We start from the raw sequence: 21353 nt of genomic DNA on the forward strand, positions 1-21353 counted from the left end.
TATGCGCCATCACCTCAGCAACATCCGAACAAGGTCGATGCCGCTGCTGGCCTTGGCCGCTGCGCTGTTGACCGGCTGCGCCTCCAAAGGCCCGCAAGGCTATGGCGCCGCCGAACAAAGCACGGCAGCGCAAGCCCAGCAGCAAATGGAAAAGGCCGCGCAGCTGACCCAGATCGACCCACAGCAGACTTATCTGAACCTGATCCGCCAGATGCAGCAGGCCAACCAGTGGTATGCGTCGCTGGCGCACACGCAGGCCTTTGAGCGCCAGTACGGCAGCCAGCCGCAGATCCGGCTGATGCGCGCCGATGCACTGCGCAATACCGGCCAGGGCCCATTGGCCGAGCAAGGCTACCAGGCGCTGCTGGCCGACCCCGACAGCAGCACCGTGGCCCGCGCGCGGCGCGGCCTGGGCCTGCTGTATGCCAGCCAGGCCCAGTACCCCAACGCCATTGCGCAGCTGGAGATGGCGCGCCAGATCAACCCCATCGATGCCGATGTGCTGAGCGACCTGGCCTACGCCCATATGCTGGACGGCCAGACCGAGGCCGCCCATCTGCCAGTGTTGCAGGCGGCGCAGCTGGCCCCGGGCAATGCCCGGGTGCAGCTCAACCTGGCCCTCTACCTGATGGCCAGCGACCAGAAGGCACAGGCCTCGCAACTGCTGCAGCGCCTGAGCCAGCCCGCCGCCAAGAATGTGCCCGCGCTGATTGATGCGAACTCGATGCAGACCCTGCAAGCGCAGTTGCAGACGGTGCAGACCGCCATGCGCCGGCGCAATGGGGGCGAGTTGCCAGCGCCAGTACCGGCTGCGGCGGCGCCCTTGGTGGACGGCGCAGCACTTGCGGCCAGCCCGCTTCCAGCTGCGGCTACAGAGCCAATCGCAGCGCCGGCTGCAACGCCATCCGCAGGGCCTGCTGCGGGCTCTGGGCCTGCCGTGCCCACGGCCTTGCGCAGTACAGCCGCCGGCAACGGCAGCCCGCACATCACCGATACCCCGGCACGCCCCATCGTGCCTTAGCACCACCAGGAGTCCCCCATGTCTCAGCCTCTTTCTCTCCCCACCTGGCGTTCCGTGCTGCTGGGCCTTGCTGCTTGTGCGGGGTTCTCGGTCACCGCCTTGCGTGCCGAATCCAGCCGCGCCGTGGCATCGGTCGAAGCCGAGGTGCCCAGCCTGGAGATGACACGGCAAGCCCCCGTGGTAGATATCCCCGAGCGCGCCTCGCCCGCCACGCAGCCCTATATCCCGCTGGCCACGGAGAACAGCAATCCTTCGCTGGAGAACCCCGTCATCTGGCGCAGCCGCCCGATCATCATCGGCAACGCCACAGAGCGCCTGCTGGCCATGCAGACCGCATCGCCCGGCGTACACCCCCGCACCATTGATGGCGAGCAGGCCAGCCGCAGCTACCAGCGCTACCTCAAGAGCTTTGAGACCAAGATCCCCGAGCGCTTTGAGACCGGCATGGATGTGAAGCAGTAACACTGGCCGCCCAGGAGCCCGCCATGCGCCCGCACCCTACCCCGTTCATGCACCGCTGCAGGCGTTCGCGCCAGCAGCGCGGCGTGTATGCGCTGGAGTGGGCGATTATCTTCCCGGTGTTTTTTGTGCTGCTCTATGGCATCGTCTGCTATGGCCTCACCTTCCTGGTGCGCCAGTCCATGCAGTATGCGGTCGAAGAAGGGGCCCGGGCGGCACTGCGCTACCCCAGCTCCACGATCATTGGCAGCAACCCGCCCACCTGGGCCTTCCGCAGCTTGCAGGCGCGCCGCACCACGGCCAATGCGCTCAGCTGGCTGCCCGCCGAGCTGCGGCCCGCCGAAGGCGATATCGACTTCACCCTTTGCCACCTGGCAGACACCGCCTGCAACCAGGACACTGCGCTCAATCCGGCGCTCGACTGCAATATCGAGACCCCATGCCTGGTGCTGGTCAGCTACCGCATTGCCAACTACCGCCAGGGCGCGATTGCGCCGGCGATCCCTGGGCTGGGTCTCGTACTGCCGGCCAGCCTGCAGGCCCAGGCCAGCTTGTTGGTGGACAGGAGGATGCTATGAAGCACTGCTGCACCAGCCGCCGCGCCGGCGCACTGGGACCACAGCGTGGCGTCGCGGCCATCGAGTTCGCGCTGATTGCGGTCTTCATGATCGTCATGCTGCTGGGCCTGACGGTGTACTGGCGCGCATTCCAGGCGCAGCAGTCGCTCACGCGGGCAGCAGGGGATGGCGCACGCGCCATTTTGGGCGTGCTGGCAGCAGGAGTCAGCGACCCCTGCCACCCCACGCAGGCCGCAGCCAACCGCGCCACCATCCAGCTGCGGGTGCTGCAATCGGTGCGCTCCAGCCTGGAGCGCAGTGACGTCCCCGGCACGGTGGCCGACCAGCTCACGGTCAGCCCCATCCAGTGGCAAGCGGCCTGCCCCAGCACGGGCACCGGCAGCGCCAGCTTTGAGCTGCGCTACCAGCTCGCGCCGCTGTTTGGTACGCAGGGTGTGTGGGTCACCGAGCCCCGGCAGCTCTATGAAAAAAGCGTGGTGCACTTTGCATCGCTGCTGTAAGGAGGATCTGCACCATGTCCGCCTGTAGCCCCCCATCCCCCCAACGCGCCCTGCCCTTGGCCCAGCGCGGCGCCGTGCTGCTGCAGTTCGCGCTGCTCGCCGCGGTGCTGGTCACCTTGCTGGGCACCGTGCAGATTGGCTATATGTACTACGCCAAACGCGATCTGCAGCGCATCGCCGATGTGGCTGCGCTCGAAGCGGTCAATGCCATCACCTATGGCAACTCGGCCACCTGCGGGCTCGGCCAGGCGGCAGCCAACCACAGCGTGACCACCCAGCTGCGCCTGTCGCTGGACAATGAGCAGCGCCGCATCGACTGCGGCCACTGGGACAGCAGCAAGGCCGATGCGCTGCGCTTTGGCCTGGGCAGCAGCCCGATGAACGCGGTGCGTGTGCAGCTGCAAGGCGAGGTGCTGCAGCTGCTGCCCTTTGTGGGCTCGCGCCTGGTGGCAGCGGCTGCGACCGCCGCCAAGGACAGCGAGCCGGTGGCCGCGTTCTCGATCGGCTCGCAGCTGCTGCGCTTCAACAACAACGGCCTGCTGGGCCGCATCACCGCGCTGGTGGGGCTGGATATCCAGCGGCTCACCATCCTCGACAAGGACGGCATCGCCAATGCCAAGATCACGCCCTCGGGCCTGCTCAAGGTGCTGGGCCTGCCCATTGGCGTCAACGACCTGGCGCTGCTCACCCCCAATGACCTGGCCAATGTGAATGCCTCGGTGATCGACCTGATCGACGCGGCAATCAATGCCGGCAGCGACAGCCTGCTCAATGCCGGCGTCGACATTGCCGCGCTGGTCGATCTGCGCGCCTACCTGGCGGCCTTTCAGCTTGCCAACATCAAACTGCCACTGGGCGGTGACAAGGGCCTGCTGGCCGTGATCTCCGCAGGGGGCGCTGCCTCGCCCATCGGCGCGGGGCTCGATGCCGCCATCGGCCTGGGCGACCTGGTACGCACCCATCTGGTCGCTGCCAACGGCACCAACAGCGTGGCGCTGGGCCTGGGGCTGCCGGGCATTCTGGACGCCAACCTCACCGTGGTGGAGCCACCACGCAATGCCATCGGCCCGGCCAATGGCCAGACCAAGGCACGCAGCGCTCAGGTGCGACTGACCGTCAACATTGGTGAGCAAAAGAATGTCAGCACGCCCGGCCTGCTGACCGCACTGCTGGGCAACCTGCTGGGTATCCGCGTGCACATCCCCATTCAGGTCGATCTGGTGCGCAGCACCGGCACGCTCGAAGCCATCCAATGCACACCAGCCCGCAATGACCGGCGGGCCAATATCTCCGTGCGCTCGGCGATTGGTGATGTCTGCATCGGCCAGTTGAATGCCAATGGCATCTGCCAAAAGACCGAGCTGGTGGACCTGAACCTGTTGAACCTGCTGGGCGGTCTGCGCGTGCAAAGCAAGCTGTCTACATCGCTGCTGCAAGGCGCCAGCTACACATCGCCGCCCAATGCCCAGGCCTGCCCCTACAACAGCAGCAATGTGGACGAATGCCTGGTCGGAATGCAGGTGGACGTGGAGCGCTCCAGCGGTCCCAATGGGCTGCGACTCGGCACAACAGTCAGTGATTTGTTGAAGCAAGTTCCTGCGTTAGTGGGGGATGCGAAAAACGTCGAATACTACGGAGTGTTGGGCACCATATTGGGGCCAGTGGTAGGTGGTTTGCTCGGCGGTCTCAACGCGCTGCTCAATGTGGTTGTCTCGGTCGTGAGCGAATTGTTAAAGGATTTGCTGAATGGGATCGGCAGCGCACTGGACCTGCTGCTGCAGGGCCTGGGCATCGAGCTGGGCCGCGCCAGCGTGGATTTGCTGGGCATCCAGTGCGATACCGCCCAGATCGTGCAATGAAGACAGGAGTGAACGCAGCGACATGAAGAACCGAGGGAATAGAACGTGAATCAGAACGATTTGGTCATCTACGTCTGGGAAGGCCAAGCGGACATTGCAGAGCGCGTGGAGCGCTGCATGGTCAACTTGGATGTGGACGTGGTGCGCGCCGATGGCCTGAACCTGTCGCCCGTGGTGGCGCAAGGGGGCAATGCCATTGCCGTGGTGAGTGTGTCGGTGCTGGAAGGTGCGCGTTTTACGCGCCAGGGGATCGAGGGCAATTTTGGCGGCATGCCGGTGCTGTGGGTCAGCGCCAAGCCGCGTGGCGAAGGGCCGGGCACCTATGCCACCGAGTACTCCCATGTGCTGCCCTTTGACTTTACCGGCGCCGAGCTGCGCGCGATGCTGGTGCGCATTGTGCGGCGCCTGCAAAGCACCAAGCACAAGCAGCCGCGGGGCGACGACATCATCGCCGAGGCCGAGTGCATGCTGGCCCTGCTGCGCGATGTGGACACCTTTGCCGACTGCGAGCACAGCGTGCTGATCTTTGGCGAGACGGGCACCGGCAAGGAACGCGTGGCCGAACGCCTGCATGAACGCAACACGCACTACGGCCAGGGGCCCTTTGTCGTGGTCAACTGCGGCGCGATCCCCGACGGCCTCTTTGAGTCGCTGTTCTTTGGCCATGCCAAAGGCTCGTTCACCGGTGCGGTGACGGCGCACAAGGGCTTTTTTGAGCAGGCCAATGGCGGCACCCTGTTTCTCGACGAAATCGCCGACCTGCCGCTCTACCAGCAGGTCAAGCTCCTGCGCGTGCTCGAAGAGCGCACGGTCACCCGGCTGGGCGCCACATCGCCAGTGGCGCTGGATTTTCGCCTGGTGGCGGCCACCAACAAATCGCTGCGCGAGCTGGTGCATGCCGGGCGCTTCCGCGCCGATCTGTTCTTTCGCCTGGCGGTGATCGAGCTGCAGATGCCCAGCCTCGAAGAGCGGGGCGAGGCCGACAAGCTGGCCATCTTCAACAGCATCCTGCGCAAGGTGGTGGGCGAGGAGATGATGGAGCGCCTGGGTGGGCCGCCGATGTTCATCCTCGACGCGATTGCGCAGATGTACTTCCCCGGCAATGTGCGCGAGCTGCGCAACCTGGCCGAGCGCATTGGCGTGGCCGCCCGCCAGACCCAGGACTGGCATGCCGGCGGCGCCACCGATCGCCTGCTGCTGCAGGCCCAGAGCCTGTCGGCGGCGACCTTTCCGCTGGAATCCCATGCGGCCGGACCGCTGCTGGCCGAGCGCGGCAACTGGGACCAGGAAGAGCGCAACCGCATCATCGAAGCGCTGCATGCCAATAGCTGGAAGCGCCAGAACACTGCCCAGCAGATGGGCATCAGCCGCAAGGTGCTGTGGGAGAAGATGCGCAAATACCAGATCTCGGACGGTGAGCCACTCGTGCCCCTGGCACCGGCCGCCGCGCAGCCCAATGACCACCTGCCCCTGTGACCCTTGACGCCGAGCCCTTGCCGACCATGACAGACAAACCCCTGATCGTTTTTGTAGGCGCGGTCTACCCGAGCCAGTACAGCCTGCTGTGCAGCCACCTGCGTGCCCAGGGCGTCGCAGATGCCTGGTTCATGACCACGCCCGGCCACAAGGCCAACCATGAAAAGCACTGCGACCACCTGCTGTCCTTCCAGCCCGATGGCCTGATCGTCGGCCCCCAGAGCTACTACTACTCGGACAAGGTCGAGCGCTCGGCCCGCATCTGCCGGGGCGTGCTCAAGGCGCTGGAAGACTTTGAAGCCGCCCAGGGCCGCAAGATCGATGTGGTGGTGGCCCATTCGCTCTGGGGCGCGCCCAACTGGCTCTATGGCGAGCTGCAAGCCGCCATCATCAGCTATATCGAGTTCCCCAGCTACCTGGCCCATGGCTGGGATGCCGCCTACCCGCCGGACCAGGCCCAGCGCCTGGGCGACCGCAACACCGAGATGCTGAGCTTCCACCAGGTGCTGTGCAGCGACCTGACCATCGTGCCCAGCGCCTATGCGCGCTCGATGTTCCCGCCGCTGCTGCAGGACCGGATTGCGGTGCAGTTCGAGGGCTTTGATATCCAGCCGCCGCTGCGGGATTTTGGCGCTGCCGGTGATGCAGCGGACGATACCCAAAAGCCTTTCACCATCGCGTTCTCGGCGCGCGATCTCTCGAGCGCCAAGGGTTTTGAGACCTATATCCGGCTGGTGGACCGCATGGTGCGCAAAGGCGATGGCCACAACACCCGCTTTATCGCCATCGGTGATGCCAAGGCCTCCACCTACGGCTATGAGCAGCAATGGGTGGAGCGGCGCTATGGCGGCAAGGTGGAAAGCTTTCGCGACCACCTGCTCAAGGTCTACCCCGCCGCCGATGTGATCGAGTTCCCCGGCCACCTGCCCTATGACCAGTTCTCGGCGCTGCTGGCCGAGGTCGATCTCTTCCTCTACCCGCTGCGCTATGGCGTGGCCAACTGGGGGCTGATGGAGATCCTGGCGCGCGGGGGCTGCGTGATTGGCTCCAACTGGGGCTTTGCACCCGAGCTGATTGCCCATAACGTCAACGGCCTTTTGCTGCCCGACAACGACGACGACTGGATCGAGGCGATACGGCAGCTGCGCCGTGACCCGGCCCGGCGCCAGCGCTATGCCCAGGCTGCGCTGGAGACCGGCAAGGCCTACCATATCGCCAAGGTCGCGCCCCGCTTTATGGCGCTGTTTGAGCGGGCGATGGCCAACCGCAAGGCGCCGCTGGTGGCGCCGCGCTGATACCGGCGCTGTTGTTTAGACCGCTTGCTTCCAACGCGCAAAGCCCTGTGCACGCAACGCACAGGCCGGGCATTCGCCACAGCCATAGCCCCAGTCATGGCGCTCGCTGCGGTCGCCCTTGTAGCAGGTATGGGTGTCTTCCTGTACCAGGGCGGTCAAGGCGTCGCCGCCCAGGCCCTGCGCCAGCTGCCAGGTCGCGGCCTTGTCGATCCACATCAGGGGGGTCTCCACCACCAGCTGCCGCCCCAGGCCCAGGCTCAGCGCCACCTGCATGGCCTTCATCGTGTTGTCGCGGCAGTCGGGATAGCCGGAGAAATCGGTCTCGCACATGCCGCCCACCAGCACCGTGCACTGGCGGCGGTAGGCCACCGCAGAGGCGAGGGTCAAAAACACCAGGTTGCGCGCCGGCACAAAGGTATTGGGCAGGCCATCGGCCTGGTAGGCCAGCGCGGCATCACGGGTCAGCGCCGTATCGCTGATCTGGCCGAGCACATCGATATGGAGCAGGTGGTCCTCACCCAGCTTTGCCGCCCACTGCGGGAACTGCGCGCGCAAGTGAGCCAGCACGGTGCTGCGGCATTCCAGCTCCACCCGGTGGTTCTGGCCGTAGTCAAAGCCAATCGTTTCGACCTGGGCATAGCGGCTCAAGGCCCAAGCCAGGCAGACGGTGGAATCCTGTCCACCCGAAAAAAGTACCAGCGCCTTGGCGTCTTGCATGCTGCGCTTCTCCATCCATCAAAAATCAAAAACCAGGCTTATATAGGCAATGACCGCTGGCCTAGCTGCGCTCACCCCAGGCCGTGCTGGCATCGGTCAGCGCATCGCTGCGCGTGGCCGAGAGTATCGCGTCAAGCAGGCCGGGAAAGCGGGCATCGAGGTCCTCGCGCCGCAGCGACAGCAGGTTCTCGCGCCCGGCAGGGCGCTGCCAGATCACGCCGCTGCTGCGCAGCACGCGCCAGTGGTGCGTCATCGTCGACTTGGTCTGGTCGCGCAAAAGCGCCGTGCAGCTGCGCTCCTGGCCATCGGCCAGCACACGCACTACCGCCAGGCGCGTGGGGTTGCCCAGGGCGGTGAGCACATTTTCCAAATGGATCTGCGCAGCTTCAGGGTGGTGAGGAATCATCCGGGGTCCATGCGCCAAGGAGGCGCGCATCGGCTGCAACAGCCGGTTCATTGCCAAAGGGCGCCATTCTGCCTGGGTCTGCAGCATTGGCAGCACGATAGCCAGTATTGTCCCCAATCGGGCAATACCCATGATGACAGTACGATTGTCTTCGTACTATTACCATCACTCTTTTCTGGCCCTGTGCCGGTGCTGTCTTGAAGGCGCCGGATGTCGCAAAGTGGGAGCGCGCAGGGCTGTAACAAGCAGCTGAATCCAGCTGAAAAAACCGACCCAAGGAGGTCAACATGGCCCGCCATACCCCCATAGAACGCTATCGCAACATCGGCATCTCTGCGCACATCGATGCCGGAAAAACCACGACGACCGAGCGCATCCTGTTCTATACCGGGGTGAGCCACAAGCTGGGCGAGGTGCATGATGGCGCCGCCACGATGGACTGGATGGCCCAGGAGCAAGAGCGCGGCATCACGATCACCTCGGCCGCAACAACGGCCTTCTGGTCGGGCATGGAACGCAACTTCCCGGCCCACCGCATCAACATCATCGACACCCCCGGTCACGTGGACTTCACGATCGAGGTCGAGCGCTCGATGCGTGTGCTCGACGGCGCCGTCATGGTCTATGACTCGGTGGGCGGCGTGCAGCCGCAGTCCGAAACCGTCTGGCGCCAGGCCAACAAGTACAAGGTGCCACGCCTGGCCTTTGTCAACAAGATGGACCGCATTGGTGCGGACTTCTTCCGCGTGCGCCAGATGATGGTGGACCGCTTGAAAGCCAACCCCGTGCCCATCGTGATTCCGATTGGTGCCGAGGCCGAGTTCTCTGGCGTGATCGACCTGATCAAGATGAAGGCCATCATCTGGGACGAGGCCTCGCAGGGCATGCAGTTCGAGTACCGGGAGATTCCCGCCGAGCTGCAGGCCACGGCGCAGGAGTGGCGCACCAAGATGGTGGAAGCGGCTGCCGAAGCGAGCGAAGCGCTGACCGACAAGTACCTGAGCGATGGTGACCTGCCCGAGGCCGACATCATTGCCGGCTTGCGCCTGCGCACGATTGCCACCGAGATCCAGCCCATGCTGTGCGGCTCGGCCTTCAAGAACAAGGGTGTGCAGCGTTTGCTGGACGCCGTGGTCGAGCTCATGCCTTCGCCGCTGGATGTGCCTGCGGTGACTGGCCACAGCGAAGACGAGAACGACAGCACGGTGCTCACGCGCCGCGCGGACGACAGCGAGAAGTTCTCTGCCCTCGCCTTCAAGCTGATGACCGACCCGTTTGTGGGCCAGCTGACCTTTGTGCGCGTCTACTCGGGCGTGCTCAGCAAGGGCGATCTGGTCTACAACCCGATCCGGGGCCGCAAGGAGCGCATTGGCCGCATCGTGCAGATGCATGCCAATGAGCGCCAGGAAATCGACGAGATCCGCGCCGGCGACATTGCCGCTTGCGTGGGCCTCAAGGAGGTGACGACCGGTGAGACCTTGAGCGACCCGAGCGCGCCCATCATCCTGGAGCGCATGTCCTTTCCTGAGCCCGTCATTGCGCAAGCGATCGAGCCCAAGACCAAGGCCGACCAGGAAAAGATGGGCATCGCCCTGTCGCGCCTGGCCGCCGAGGATCCGTCGTTCCGCGTGCGCACCGATGAGGAATCGGGCCAGACCATCATCGCCGGCATGGGCGAGCTGCATCTGGAGATCATCGTGGACCGCATGAAGCGGGAGTTCAACGTGGAAGCCAATGTGGGCAAGCCCCAGGTGGCCTACCGCGAGACCATCCGCAACACGGTCAAGGATGTGGACGGCAAGTTTGTGCGCCAGTCGGGCGGCAAGGGCCAGTATGGCCATGTGGTCTTCACGCTGGAGCCGATGGCGTCCGGCGAAGGCTTTGCCTTTGTTGACGAGATCAAGGGCGGCGTGGTGCCACGCGAGTACATCCCGGCCGTGGAGAAAGGTGTGCGTGAGGCGCTGGCGAGCGGCGTTCTGGCCGGCTACCCGGTGGTGGATGTGCGGGTGCGTCTCACTTTTGGCTCGTACCACGATGTGGACTCGTCCGAGCAGGCCTTCAAGATGGCGGCCATCTTCGGCTTCAAGGAAGGCATGAAGAAGGCCAACCCGGTCATCCTGGAGCCGATGATGGCCGTCGAGGTCGAGACGCCCGAGGACTATGCCGGCACGGTGATGGGCGACCTGTCATCGCGCCGGGGCATGGTGCAGGGCATGGACGACATCGCCGGTGGCGGCAAGAGCATCAAGGCCGAGGTCCCCTTGTCCGAGATGTTTGGCTATGCCACGCAGCTGCGCTCAATGACGCAGGGCCGCGCCACCTACACGATGGAGTTCAAGCGCTACACCGAAGCGCCTGCCCATGTGGTGGCCGGCATTGCAACCCGCTCCAACCGCTAAGCGACCGCAGATGCCAGCCACTGCTGGCTGAACCCAGGCCCACCGCCCTCCAGGCTGTGGGCCTGTTTTTTTGTCCGCTGTCCGCATCCGCTCGTGCAAGTGCCCGGCCCAATGGCTGGGCTGCCTTGCCTTTCGGCTCCACCCAATGAGCCACTAATTCACATCTACAAAGCGCTCTGCGAGCCAATCGATAAACACCCGCAGCCGCGCCGAAGGCTGGCGGCTGTAGGGGTGCAGCACCGACACCGGCATCGACGGCGGGGGTACATCAGGCAGCACCTCCAGCAGATCGCCCTCTTGCAGCGCCTGCGCAATGCGGTAGCGCGGCACCTGCACCATCCCCAAGCCCGCCATGGCTGCGCCGGTGTACAGATCGGCACCGTTGACGGTGATGCTGGGCTTGAGCCGCCGCTCCACCACCTGCTTGCCCACGCAAAACTCCAGCGCCACCGGCCGGCCCGTGGCGCTGGAGACATAGGCCACAGCGGCATGCTGCGCCAGGTCATCGAGTGACTGCGGCAGGCCGTGGCGCTCGGCATAGGCCCGGCTGACGACCGTCACCTGGCGCAGCGACGCCACCTGGCGCCCGATCAGCGATGAGCTTTGCAGGCTGCCAGCCCGCAGCACGCAGTCCACCCCTTCGCGCACCAGGTCCACCAGCCGGTCGTCCTCCGCCATATGCAGCTGTACCTCGGGGTACTGGTCCGCAAACGCCCCCAGATGGGGCATCACAAAAAAGCGTGCCAAGGTGCCCTGCAGGTTGACCCGCAGCAGGCCCTGCGGCGGCGCGTGGCGAAAGGCGCTCTCGGCCTCCTGCAGATCGGCCAGCAGCCGGGTGCAGCGGCGGTAGTAGTCCTCGCCTTCGGCCGTCAGCCGCACCTGGCGCGTGGTGCGGTCCAGCAGGCGTGCGCCCACCCGCGCTTCCAGCCGCTGGACCAGGTTGGTTACCGTGGCACGCGGAATCTGCAGATCGTCCGACGCCTGCGCAAAGCTGCTGCGGTCGGCCACCCGCACAAATACCTGCATTTCCTGAAAGCGGTCCATCGCAACAACGCCAACCCAATGCGGCGCATATTATTAAAGTAAACCGAATTATAAAATTCAAATCAGCACAATGATCTTTTGAATGGAATAGTGAAAAATCCAGCCATTCGATCAACGACAGGAAAGCAGACATGACCAAGCCCACATCCATTGCCCTGATCACCGGCGCATCGCGCGGAATCGGTGCCACCATTGCCCGCCGCCTGGCCCAGGACGGCCACGCCATCGCCATCAACTACGCCAACAACGCGCAAGAGGCCGAAGCACTGGCCCAAGCGCTGATGCAAGAAGGTGGCCAGGCGATGGCCATCCGTGCCGATATCTCGCAGGCTGACCAGGTGCAGGCGATGTTCAGCACCGTCGAGCAGCAACTGGGCCAGATTGATGTGCTCGTCAACAACGCCGGTGTGCTCGCCACCAGCACCCTGGCCGAGACCAGTGACGCGCTGTTTGCCAAGACCTTTGCGATCAACACCCAGGGCGTGTTCAACACGCTGCGCGAAGCGGCCACACGCCTCAACGCAGGCGGGCGCATCATCAACCTCTCGACCACCGCGCTGGCACTGAACCTGCCCGGCTACGCGATCTACAACGGCAGCAAGGCCGCCGTCGAGGCCTTTACCCGCGTGTTCGCCAAGGAGCTGCGCGGCCGCCAGATCACCGTCAACGCGGTCGCTCCCGGCCCGGTCGCCACCGAGCTGTTCTTTGCCGGCAAGAGCGAGGCGCAAATTGAGCACTTTGCCAAGATGCCGCCGCTGGAGCGCCTGGGCGAGCCCGAGGACATCGCGGCGGTGGTCGCCTTTTTGGCCAGCAAGGAGTCGGGCTGGATCAACGGGCAGGTGCTGCGCGCCAATGGCGGCATTGCTTAAACCGCCGCCCCACCCGGCAAGACACCCGGGTTGAGGCGCCTGGCATCACCACTCCGCCACACTGCCATCGGCATGGCGCCATACCGGGTTGCGCCAGCGGTGGCCCTCTTTGGCGCGCTCGGCCACATAGGCCTCATTCACCTCGATGCCCAGGCCCGGGCCGCCGGGCATCGCGACATAGCCGTCCTGGTAGTCAAAGGCATCGCGGTTGTGCACATAGTCGAGCAGGTCATTGCCCTGGTTGTAGTGGATGCCCAGGCTTTGCTCCTGGATGAAGGCGTTGTAGCAGACCGCATCGATCTGCAGGTTGGCGGCCAGCGCAATCGGGCCCAGCGGGCAATGCAGGGCCACCGCCACATCGTAGGCCTCGGCCATCGCGGCGATCTTGCAGGTCTCGGTGATGCCGCCAGCATGCGAGGGGTCGGGCTGGATGATGTCGACACCGCCTTGGACAAACACGCGCTTGAAATCCCAGCGCGAATAGAGGCGCTCGCCCAGCGCGATCGGAGCGGCGCCAATGGCAGCCAGCTCCGGGATCACCTCCAGGTGCTCGCTGAGCACGGGCTCCTCGATGAACATCAGGTTGAAATCGCGCAGCTCACGCATCAGCACCTTGGCCATGGGCTTGTGCACCCGGCCGTGGAAGTCCACCCCAATGCCGATGTGCTTGCCCACCGACTCGCGGATCATCGCGACATTGGCCACGGCCTGCTCCACCTTGGCATGGCTGTCGATGTACTGCATCTCCTCGGTGCCGTTCATCTTGACGGCGGTAAAGCCTCGGGCGACGGCCGCTTGCGCTTGCGCGGCCGTATCTGCCGGACGGTCACCCCCGATCCAGGAGTAGACGCGGATACGGTCGCGCACCTTGCCGCCCAAGAGCTCATGCACCGGCACACCCAGCGCCTTGCCCTTGATGTCCCACAGCGCCTGGTCCACGCCGGCAATGGCGCTCATCATCACCGGCCCCCCCCGGTAGAAGCCGGCGCGGTACATCACATTCCACAGGTCCTGCACATTGCGCGGGTCGCGCCCCACCAGGTAGTCGGAGAGTTCCTCGACGGCTGCGGCCACCGTGTGGGCGCGGCCTTCAACCACCGGCTCGCCCCAGCCAACGATGCCCTCGTCGGTTTCGATCTTGAGAAAGCACCAGCGCGGTGGCACGATAAAGGTGGTGAGCTTGACGATTTTCATGGGACGAACTGAGAAAAATGGGGGTGGGAATCAGCAGTGGTGGCTGAGGTTGGTGCGGGGGCTCACTCAAAGTCCAGCAGCACCTTCATCGCCTGCGAGCGGTCGGCCGCCAGCGCAAAGGCGCGGGCCGAATCGCGGTAGGACAAGGTGGCGGAGATCAGCGGCTTCACATCGACCAAGCCCTTGTTGAGCAGGGCCACCGCAGTGGCGAACTCCTCATGAAAGCGGAAGGAGCCGCGCCAGTCGAATTCCTTGGCCACCAGCGTGTTGATCGGCAGGGTCATCTCGGCACCGGCCAGGCCCAGCTGCACGATGGTGGCGCGCGGGCGCAGCACATCGAAGGCACCGCGCAAGGCATGCGGGTTGCCGCTGGCCTCGAACAGCACATCGAACTGGCCCTTGTCGGCTGCGTAGCGGGCCAGGCCATCGGGCGACTCGCCCACATGCACGACCTCATCGGCGCCCACCTGCAAGGCCTTGGCCAGCGGGTGCGCGCTCATGTCGGTAGCCACAATGTGCGCGGCGCCTGCGCGGCGCGCGGCAATGATGGCCAGCGCACCAATCGGCCCGCATCCCGTCACCAGCACCTTGCGGCCCAGCAGGGGGCCTGCCCGCTGCACGCCGTGCAGGGCAACTGCCAGCGGCTCGGCCATGGCGCCTTCGGCGTCGCTCACCTGCGCGGCCAGCAGATGGGCCTGGTGCGACTCGATGACGATCTGCTGGCGAAACGCACCCTGCACATGGGGCGTGCGCATCGCGCTGCCGTAGTAGCGCATGTCCAGGCAGTGGTTTTGCAGGCCCATCTGGCAAAAGCGGCACTGGCCGCAAGGCCAGCTGGGGCTGACTGCGATGCGCTGGCCGGCAGCAAAGCCCGTCACCTCGGCGCCTACCGATTCGATGACACCCGAGACCTCATGGCCCAGCACCATCGGCTCCTTGATGCGAACCGTGCCAAAACCGCCGTGCTGGTAGTAATGCAGATCAGAGCCGCAGATGCCGCCGCAGCGCACCCGCACCAGCATCTGGCCAGGCCCGGGCGCAGGCGCGGGGACGGATTGCACCCGCAGATCGCCGGGTGCGTGGATAACAAGCGCTTCCATATCAGAAGTTCCTAATTGGCTTGGATAAGTGAGTGGCTTAAGGCTTGGTTTTGCGGTAGCTGGCCAACGCCGCATAGAACGACTGGGCAAACTCCTGGCCGACGGTCGCCTGGTTCTTGTCGATCACCGGCTGCACCGCAGCGCGGATCTTTTCCAGCTCGGCAGCCGGCATCTCGCCCACCTGCATGCCATGCGATTTGAGCTGGGCGACCACCTCGCCGGCCTGGCGCAGCTCTTCGCTGCGCTGCAGGGTGCGGGCCTTCTCGGCAGACTGCTGCACCGCCTGCTGCTGCGCGGGCGTCAGGCCCGACCACCATTTCTCGGACGCGATCAGCGCGACGGGCGTGTAGACATGGTTGGTGATGGTCAGGTACTTCTGCACCTCGTACATCTTGTTGGCATACATGTCGACCACCGGGTGCTCATAGCCGTCCAGTGCCTTGATCTCCAACGCGGGGTAGACCTCGGAGAAGGCCATCGGCACGGCGTTCATGCCCATGGCATTGAAGCTGGCCAGCGCCATCGGGCTTTGCATCACGCGCACGCGCAGGCCCTTCATGTCCGCCAGCGTCGCCAGCGGCCGCTTGCTGTTGGACATATTGCGGAAGGCACCGCCCGCCCAGACCAGGCCGCGCATCTTCATATCGGCAATGTCGCCCAACATCTGGCGGCCCACCGGGCCATCGAGTACATGGGCGGCCTCGGCATCGCTGGCAAACAGAAACGGAAAATCAAAAATCTGCAGCGCCTTCTTGCGTGCGGCGATGGGCGAGAGCGCGCCCATGTACAGGTCCTGCGTGCCGCTTTGCACTGCAATCAGCATCTTGTCTTCGCTGCCCAAGGTGGCGCTGCTGTACACATCGATCTGCACCTTGCCATCGGTGGACTTGGCGACATCCGCAGCAAACTGCTTCATCGCGATGGCGCGGGGGTGCGAATCGGCAAAGGAATGGCCCAGGCGTGCGCGCTTGCTCTCCTGGGCTTGCGCGGGCGCCAGGCCCAGCACCGCCAGGGTGGCGCAGGCCAGGCCTGCAACGAGGCGGCGGCGTGGAATCAGTTTCATGGTCGGCTCCTTGTCTTTTTTGGGCAAAGCCCGCCCTTGGCGCTTGCGGCTGGCAAGCGCCCCAGGCTCTTCAATGAATGGGTTTGGACGGTTTGAGGCTTAGCGGCTCATCATCTCCAGCGGCCACATGACGATCTGCGGGAACACCACGAGCAGGAACATCACAATCGTCTGGGCCACCATGAACGGAATCACACCCTTGATGGCACCGCTCATCGGTATCTTGGCGACCCCGCAGACGACATTGAGCACGGTGCCCACCGGAGGAGTGACCAGGCCAATGGCATTGTTCATGATGAACAGCACGCCGAAGTAGACCGGGTCGATGCCCGCCTGCTTGAGCACCGGCATCAGCACAGGCGTCATGATCAGCACCGTGGGCGTGAAATCCAGCGCCGTGCCCACCAGCAGTACCAGCACCATCAGCGCAAAGGTGAGCAGCATCTTGTTGTCCATCAGCGGCTCGACCAGCGCAGCCAGCTGCTGCGGAATGTTCGCGGTGGTGATCAGCCAGGCCGATACGCCAGCGGCCGACACCAGGAACATGATGATGGCCGTGGTCTCAGCGGCGCGGTAGATCAGCGCAAACAGCTGGTTCAGTTTGATCTCACGGTAGACGAACATGCCCACCAGCAGCGAGTACATCGCGGCCATGACGGCGGCCTCGGTCGGGGTGAACCAGCCGAACTTCAGGCCACCGATGATGACCACCGGCAGCACCAGCGCCCACAGCGATTGGCGTGTGGCGGCCAGGCGCTCGGCAGTGCTGCGCTTGGGCTCGGTGACGATCGGGTCACGGCCAATGCACCAGCGCCAGGCCAGCAAGATCGCGACACCCATCAACAGGCCCGGCACAATGCCGGCGATGAACAGCTTGGTGATGGACACGCCACCGGTCACGCCATACAGAATCATCGCGATCGATGGCGGAATCACCGGCGCGATGATGCCGCCGCAGGCGATCAGGCCGCAGGAGCGGTTGACCTCATAGCCGGCCTTGCGCATCATCGGCACCAGCACGGCGGCCAGTGCGGCGGTATCGGCCACGGCCGAGCCCGAGAGCGAGGCCATGATCACGGCGGCGCCAACGGCCACATAGCCCAGGCCACCCCGGATATGGCCAATCCAGGCCATGGCCATGTGGATGATGCGGCGCGTCATACCACCGGCGTTCATGAATTCGCCCGCCAGCATGAAGAACGGCACGGCCAGCAGCGGGAAGCTGTTGGCGCCATCCCACATGTTCTGCACCACGATCTGCGGATCGGTAAAGCCCATGTAGTACATCAGCGCCAGGCCGCAGCCGATCAGCGCAAAAGCAATGGGCATGCCCAGAGCCATCAGGCCCAGCAGCGACGAGATAAAAATGAAGATGGTCATGCGCGACCTCCTTGGGACCGGGCCTGCGATTGGGTCTGCTCCTGCATGGCGTGCTCGGCCTCGCGGGCCTCTTCCATGCCCTCTTCCTGCACGTCAATCAGCTCATAGTCCGCCACCTTGCCCAGCACCAGACGCACCAGGTTCGACAGGCAGATAAAGCCAATGGCCGCCCCGGTGAAATAGCTCACGCCGTAGACCCAGAGCATGCTCAGCTGCGCCACCGGCGAGGCATTGCCCGCGATGATGTCGTGCTGCAGCCAGGTGCCGTAGACGATGTAGACGCAGCACAGCAGCATGATGGCCTGGCTCAGGCCCCAGCAGACGCGGCGGCCCACCAGCGGCATCATCTGCACCATCAGATCCACCCCCAGATGGGCGCGCTTGCGCATGCCCACGATGGCGCCCAGAAAGGTCAGCCACACAAAGGCAAAGCGCGGCACCTCTTCCGACAGATCAATGCCGGTATTGAAAAACAGCCGCAGCATCACATTGCCGAACACCATCACCAGCATGACCAGCATGCACAGCACCATGGCGATTTCCAGCGCGCGCGTCAGCCCGTCGGCGAGCATTTTGAGTACCTTGCCCATGGCAACACCTTTCCCGGCAGCGCGGCCTTGTGCCGTGCCGCCACCTGAATGCTTGTATGTCTAAGCCAGCAGCGCCGCGCCATGGGGCGCTGCCAGAACCTTGAGAAGAAATGCAGGGAGCGGACCCAGCCTATGCCGGTCTGGGCCCATACCCTTCCTGGGCCTTACTGGGCCTTGCGCGCCTGCTCGATTTCGGCAAAGAAGCCCTTGACGAACTCATCACCGATCTGCGGCGAGAACTTGGCCAGCACGGGCTTGACCTTGTCCTGCATGCGCGCCAGCTCGGCAGCGGGCATGCTGTCCACAGTCACACCGGCTTTCTTGAAGTTCTCGACAGCCAGACTGTCGCCTTCGTCGAGCAGCTTGCGCTGCAGCAGGCCCGCTTCGGTCGCGGCCTTTTGCACACCGGCCTTGTCGGCGGGCGAGAGGCTGTCCCAGAACTTCTTCGATGCGACCAGGGCCGATGGCGTGTAGACGTGGTTGGTGATGGTGATGTACTTCTGCACTTCCTGCATCTTGTTGGCCCACATGTGCTGGAGCGGGTTCTCCTGGCCGTCAAGGGCCTTGATCTCCAGCGCCGGGAACACCTCGGCAAAGGCCATCGGCGTAGCGTTGGCACCCAGGGTCTTCCAGGTGTCCAGCGCGACCTGGTTGGTCATCACACGGATCTTGAGGCCGCTCACATCCTCGGGCTTGGCCACGCGGTGCTTGCTGTTGGACAGGTTGCGAAAGCCCATGCCGGTCCAGGTCAGGCCCACCAGGTTGGCCGGTGCGATCTTCTCGAAAATCTTCTTGGACGAGGCGCCATCAAGCACCGCATAGACTTCGGCCGAGTTGCGGAACATGAAAGGCAGATCCCAGACCTGCACTTCCTTGACCCGCGAGGACAGCGGCGCCAGGGTGCCGATGTACAGATCCTGCGTGCCTGCCTGCACGGCCTGCAATTGCTTCTCATCGCTGCCCAGCACCGCGCTGTGGTAGGCCTGCACCTTGACATTGCCATTGGTGTAGGTGGAGGCGAGCTCGGCGAACTTGTTCATCGCAATGGCTTGCGGGTGGCTCTCGGGCATCGCATGGCCCACGCGGGCCTTGACTTCAGCATAAGCGGCGCCAGCGCCCATTGCTGATGCCGCCAGGGTGGCCAGCACGATGCGGCGCAGTTGGAAGTGAGTGGTCATCTGTCTGTCTCCGTCTTTGTTGTCAATCGAAAAAAGCCGGCGCTGCTGGCCCGGCATGCTGGGAATCAGGGGGTCTGCAGGCTCCCATCGGCCAGGCGCGTCTGCGTCCAGGTGGTCACTGCGCTGCTGCAGGGGTACTTGGCCGCTTCGCGCTCGTCAATGTCCACACCCAGGCCGGGTTGCTCATTGGCGTAGACATAGCCATTGCGGAATGTGGGCAAACCAGGGAACACGGCCAGTAGCGCGTCGCGCGGGCCCTTGAGCTCCTGGATCACAAAATTGGGCGGCTCCGTGCCCGACCACTCCTGCACGCCAAAATTGCGCGAGGTCAGGTCGATATGGATATTGGCCGCATGCGCCAGCGGCGACATATCGCCCGGGCCATGCCAGGCCGTGCGCACGCCGTACTGCTCGGCAAACAGCTGCAGCTTGCGCGCCGGGGTGATGCCGCCCACCTGGCTCAGGTGTACGCGGATAAAGTCGATCAGCCGCTCGGCGATGATGCCGCGCCACTCAAACGGGTGGTTGAACAGCTCGCCCTGGGCCAGCGGCACATTGGTCTTGTCGCGCAGCTGGCGCAGCCAGTCGCCCTCTTCCAGCGCGATGGCGTCTTCCAGAAAGAACAGCTCATAGGGCTCGAGCGCCTGCGCAAAGCGGATCGCATCGGCGGGTTTCAAGCGCTCGTGCACGTCATGGCACAGCTCCACCTCAAAGCCGATGCGGCTGCGGATGGCGTCAAACATCTTGAGCGTCTCGCGCATGTACTTGCGCGCATCGAGGTAGATGCCATCAGCGGCGCCCCGGGGCGCCGTGCCGGGCGCCGCGCCAAAGCCGCCACCGCCATAGCCACCGCTTTGGCAGCGGATATGGGTGATGCCCTGCTCGCGGTACTTCTGGATGTTGTCGCAAAGCTCTTCCAGATCCCGCCCATCGGCATGGCGGTAGATGGGCACGCCCTCGCGCAGCTTGCCGCCCAGAAGCTGGTACAGCGGCATGCCGGCCTGCTTGCCCTTGAGGTCCCACAGCGCCATGTCCACGCCTGAGATCGCATTGTTCTCGATGGGGCCGTTGCGCCAGTAGGCGTTCTGGTGCATCAGCTGCCACAGCTCTTCAATCTGGCTGGCATCGCGGCCGATCAGCAGCGGGCGCAGGTACTGCTCGACCAGGCATTGCACCGCCAGATGCCGGTAGGCAAAGGTGGCGCAGCCCAGGCCGTGGAGGCCAGGCTGGTTGGTCTCGATCTTGACGACCAGGAGGTTGATGCCCTCGGGCGCCGTCGCGATGACTTTGACGTCGGTAATCAAGGTAGCCATGCTAGTGCGCCCGCTTACAGCACCGCCAGCCAGCCGCCATCCACATAGATGATCTGGCCGTTGACGTAATTGGATGCGCCCGAGGCCAGATAGATGGCCGTGCCCACCAGCTCATCGGGCCGGCCCCAGCGCTGCGTGGGATTGCTGGCCTTGACCCAGGCATCGAACGCGACGTTATTGACCAGCGCCTCGTTCATGTCGGTGAGGATGTAGCCCGGGCCGATGGAGTTGGCCTGGATGCCATGCATGGCCCACTCGGCCGCCATCGCCTTGGAGAGCATCTTGATGCCGCCCTTGGCCACCGTGTAGGGCGCCACCGTGGCACGGGCCGCCTCGCTGGTCAGCGATCCGATATTGATGATCTTGCCGCCGGTGCCGCGCTCGATCATGCGGCGCGCTGCCGTGCGGCCCACGACAAAGGCCGCCGTCAGGTTGGTGTTGATGACCCGGTTCCAGTCTTCCAGCGACACATCAAGCAAGGGCTCGCGGTGCTGGATGCCGGCATTGTTGACAACGATATCGATGGCCAGGCCCTGGGCATCGAATGCCGCAAAGGCAGCTTCGACCGCCGCCTGGTCGGCCACATCAAAGGCCGCCCCTTGGGCTTTGAGGCCCATGCCCTGCAACTGCGCCACGGCCGCATCCACCGCTGCCTGCTGGCGGCTGTTGACCACCACCGTTGCCCCCGATTCCGCCAGGCCCTGGGCCAGCGCCAGCCCAATGCCGCGCGAGGAGCCGGTAATCAGCGCCGTACGGCCCGACAGATCAAACAGGGAACGAGACATGGAATGGCGACCTTGAGAATTTCAGAAGTCGCCATCATCGGTTTATTTGTATGATGATTAAATCAGAGCAAACCCTAGGAATTTACCGCCCTTGCGCTTTGCGCGACAGCCGCGCGAAACCTGGATA

20 protein-coding genes are annotated in these 21353 nt (G+C 64.5%); 9 read left to right on the forward strand and 11 right to left on the reverse strand.

The genetic code is table 11. From position 1 onward, the window contains the following. Position 1 precedes the first annotated feature (1 nt). From WH303_RS11445 to WH303_RS11475, 7 genes are read left to right on the forward strand one after another with little or no spacing between them, the layout of a single operon-like run. A complete protein-coding gene (locus WH303_RS11445) occupies positions 2 to 1021 on the forward strand; it encodes a tetratricopeptide repeat protein (protein WP_339518573.1) in 1020 nt (339 codons plus the stop codon). 18 nt (positions 1022 to 1039) lie between these two features. Beyond that, positions 1040 to 1483, forward strand: coding sequence for a DUF3613 domain-containing protein (locus WH303_RS11450; RefSeq protein WP_339518574.1), 444 nt, complete (start codon positions 1040 to 1042; stop codon positions 1481 to 1483). A 23-nt stretch (positions 1484 to 1506) separates the two neighbouring features. Further along, entirely contained in the window at positions 1507 to 2058 is a 552-nt protein-coding gene (locus WH303_RS11455; RefSeq protein WP_021027224.1) for a TadE/TadG family type IV pilus assembly protein, read from the forward strand. Further along, the gene (locus tag WH303_RS11460) at positions 2055 to 2558 is read left to right on the forward strand and encodes a TadE/TadG family type IV pilus assembly protein (RefSeq protein ID WP_021027225.1); all 504 of its coding nucleotides are present in this window, start codon (positions 2055 to 2057) and stop codon (positions 2556 to 2558) included. The genes WH303_RS11455 and WH303_RS11460 overlap by 4 nt, the downstream gene beginning before the upstream one ends. A gap of 14 nt (positions 2559 to 2572) precedes the next feature. Continuing rightward, entirely contained in the window at positions 2573 to 4417 is a 1845-nt protein-coding gene (locus tag WH303_RS11465) for a TadG family pilus assembly protein (protein ID WP_339518578.1), read from the forward strand. Positions 4418 to 4462: 45 nt separating this feature from the next. Continuing rightward, positions 4463 to 5893: a sigma 54-interacting transcriptional regulator gene (locus tag WH303_RS11470; RefSeq protein ID WP_052330014.1), complete on the forward strand. Its 1431-nt coding sequence runs from the start codon at positions 4463 to 4465 to the stop codon at positions 5891 to 5893. A 26-nt stretch (positions 5894 to 5919) separates the two neighbouring features. After that, positions 5920 to 7188 (forward strand): glycosyltransferase, encoded by a 1269-nt coding sequence (locus tag WH303_RS11475; RefSeq protein ID WP_339518580.1) that lies wholly within the window; start codon positions 5920 to 5922, stop codon positions 7186 to 7188. 15 nt (positions 7189 to 7203) lie between these two features. Here the strand turns inward: WH303_RS11475 and queC are convergent, their stop codons facing one another. Together queC and WH303_RS11485 are read right to left on the reverse strand one after the other, a co-directional pair. Then, positions 7204 to 7905: a 7-cyano-7-deazaguanine synthase QueC gene (queC, locus tag WH303_RS11480; RefSeq protein ID WP_339518582.1), complete on the reverse strand. Its 702-nt coding sequence runs from the start codon at positions 7903 to 7905 to the stop codon at positions 7204 to 7206. Positions 7906 to 7966: 61 nt separating this feature from the next. After that, positions 7967 to 8311: an ArsR/SmtB family transcription factor gene (locus tag WH303_RS11485; protein WP_133858464.1), complete on the reverse strand. Its 345-nt coding sequence runs from the start codon at positions 8309 to 8311 to the stop codon at positions 7967 to 7969. 287 nt (positions 8312 to 8598) lie between these two features. Between WH303_RS11485 and fusA the strand changes: the two genes are divergently transcribed. Continuing rightward, the gene (fusA, locus tag WH303_RS11490) at positions 8599 to 10710 is read left to right on the forward strand and encodes an elongation factor G (protein ID WP_339518588.1); all 2112 of its coding nucleotides are present in this window, start codon (positions 8599 to 8601) and stop codon (positions 10708 to 10710) included. A gap of 153 nt (positions 10711 to 10863) precedes the next feature. Here the strand turns inward: fusA and WH303_RS11495 are convergent, their stop codons facing one another. After that, positions 10864 to 11754 (reverse strand): LysR family transcriptional regulator, encoded by an 891-nt coding sequence (locus WH303_RS11495; protein WP_339518589.1) that lies wholly within the window; start codon positions 11752 to 11754, stop codon positions 10864 to 10866. Positions 11755 to 11885: 131 nt separating this feature from the next. Here WH303_RS11495 and WH303_RS11500 point away from each other — a divergent pair, with 131 nt between their 5' ends. Further along, a complete protein-coding gene (locus tag WH303_RS11500) occupies positions 11886 to 12623 on the forward strand; it encodes an SDR family oxidoreductase (protein ID WP_339518590.1) in 738 nt (245 codons plus the stop codon). A 45-nt stretch (positions 12624 to 12668) separates the two neighbouring features. Here WH303_RS11500 and dgoD read toward each other — a convergent pair whose 3' ends face one another. The 8 genes from dgoD to WH303_RS11540 form a co-directional block, all read right to left on the reverse strand. Further along, positions 12669 to 13817: a galactonate dehydratase gene (gene dgoD / locus WH303_RS11505; RefSeq protein WP_339518591.1), complete on the reverse strand. Its 1149-nt coding sequence runs from the start codon at positions 13815 to 13817 to the stop codon at positions 12669 to 12671. 62 nt (positions 13818 to 13879) lie between these two features. Next, positions 13880 to 14917: an L-idonate 5-dehydrogenase gene (locus tag WH303_RS11510; protein ID WP_021027235.1), complete on the reverse strand. Its 1038-nt coding sequence runs from the start codon at positions 14915 to 14917 to the stop codon at positions 13880 to 13882. 37 nt (positions 14918 to 14954) lie between these two features. Beyond that, positions 14955 to 15980 carry a DctP family TRAP transporter solute-binding subunit gene (locus WH303_RS11515; protein ID WP_339518596.1) on the reverse strand — a complete coding sequence of 342 codons (1026 nt, stop codon included), beginning with the start codon at positions 15978 to 15980 and terminating at the stop codon, positions 14955 to 14957. A 99-nt stretch (positions 15981 to 16079) separates the two neighbouring features. Then, the gene (locus WH303_RS11520; RefSeq protein WP_339518597.1) at positions 16080 to 17360 is read right to left on the reverse strand and encodes a TRAP transporter large permease; all 1281 of its coding nucleotides are present in this window, start codon (positions 17358 to 17360) and stop codon (positions 16080 to 16082) included. Continuing rightward, positions 17357 to 17950: a TRAP transporter small permease gene (locus WH303_RS11525; RefSeq protein WP_021027238.1), complete on the reverse strand. Its 594-nt coding sequence runs from the start codon at positions 17948 to 17950 to the stop codon at positions 17357 to 17359. The genes WH303_RS11520 and WH303_RS11525 overlap by 4 nt, the downstream gene beginning before the upstream one ends. Before the next feature lie 164 nt (positions 17951 to 18114). Next, positions 18115 to 19128, reverse strand: coding sequence for a TRAP transporter substrate-binding protein (locus WH303_RS11530; protein WP_339518599.1), 1014 nt, complete (start codon positions 19126 to 19128; stop codon positions 18115 to 18117). 65 nt (positions 19129 to 19193) lie between these two features. Beyond that, positions 19194 to 20441 carry an enolase C-terminal domain-like protein gene (locus tag WH303_RS11535; protein ID WP_339518600.1) on the reverse strand — a complete coding sequence of 416 codons (1248 nt, stop codon included), beginning with the start codon at positions 20439 to 20441 and terminating at the stop codon, positions 19194 to 19196. A 14-nt stretch (positions 20442 to 20455) separates the two neighbouring features. After that, a complete protein-coding gene (locus WH303_RS11540; RefSeq protein WP_021027240.1) occupies positions 20456 to 21226 on the reverse strand; it encodes an SDR family oxidoreductase in 771 nt (256 codons plus the stop codon). Positions 21227 to 21353 lie beyond the last annotated feature (127 nt).

The organism is Comamonas sp. MYb69, assembly GCF_037479315.1.
Lineage (GTDB): Bacteria > Pseudomonadota > Gammaproteobacteria > Burkholderiales > Burkholderiaceae_C > Comamonas.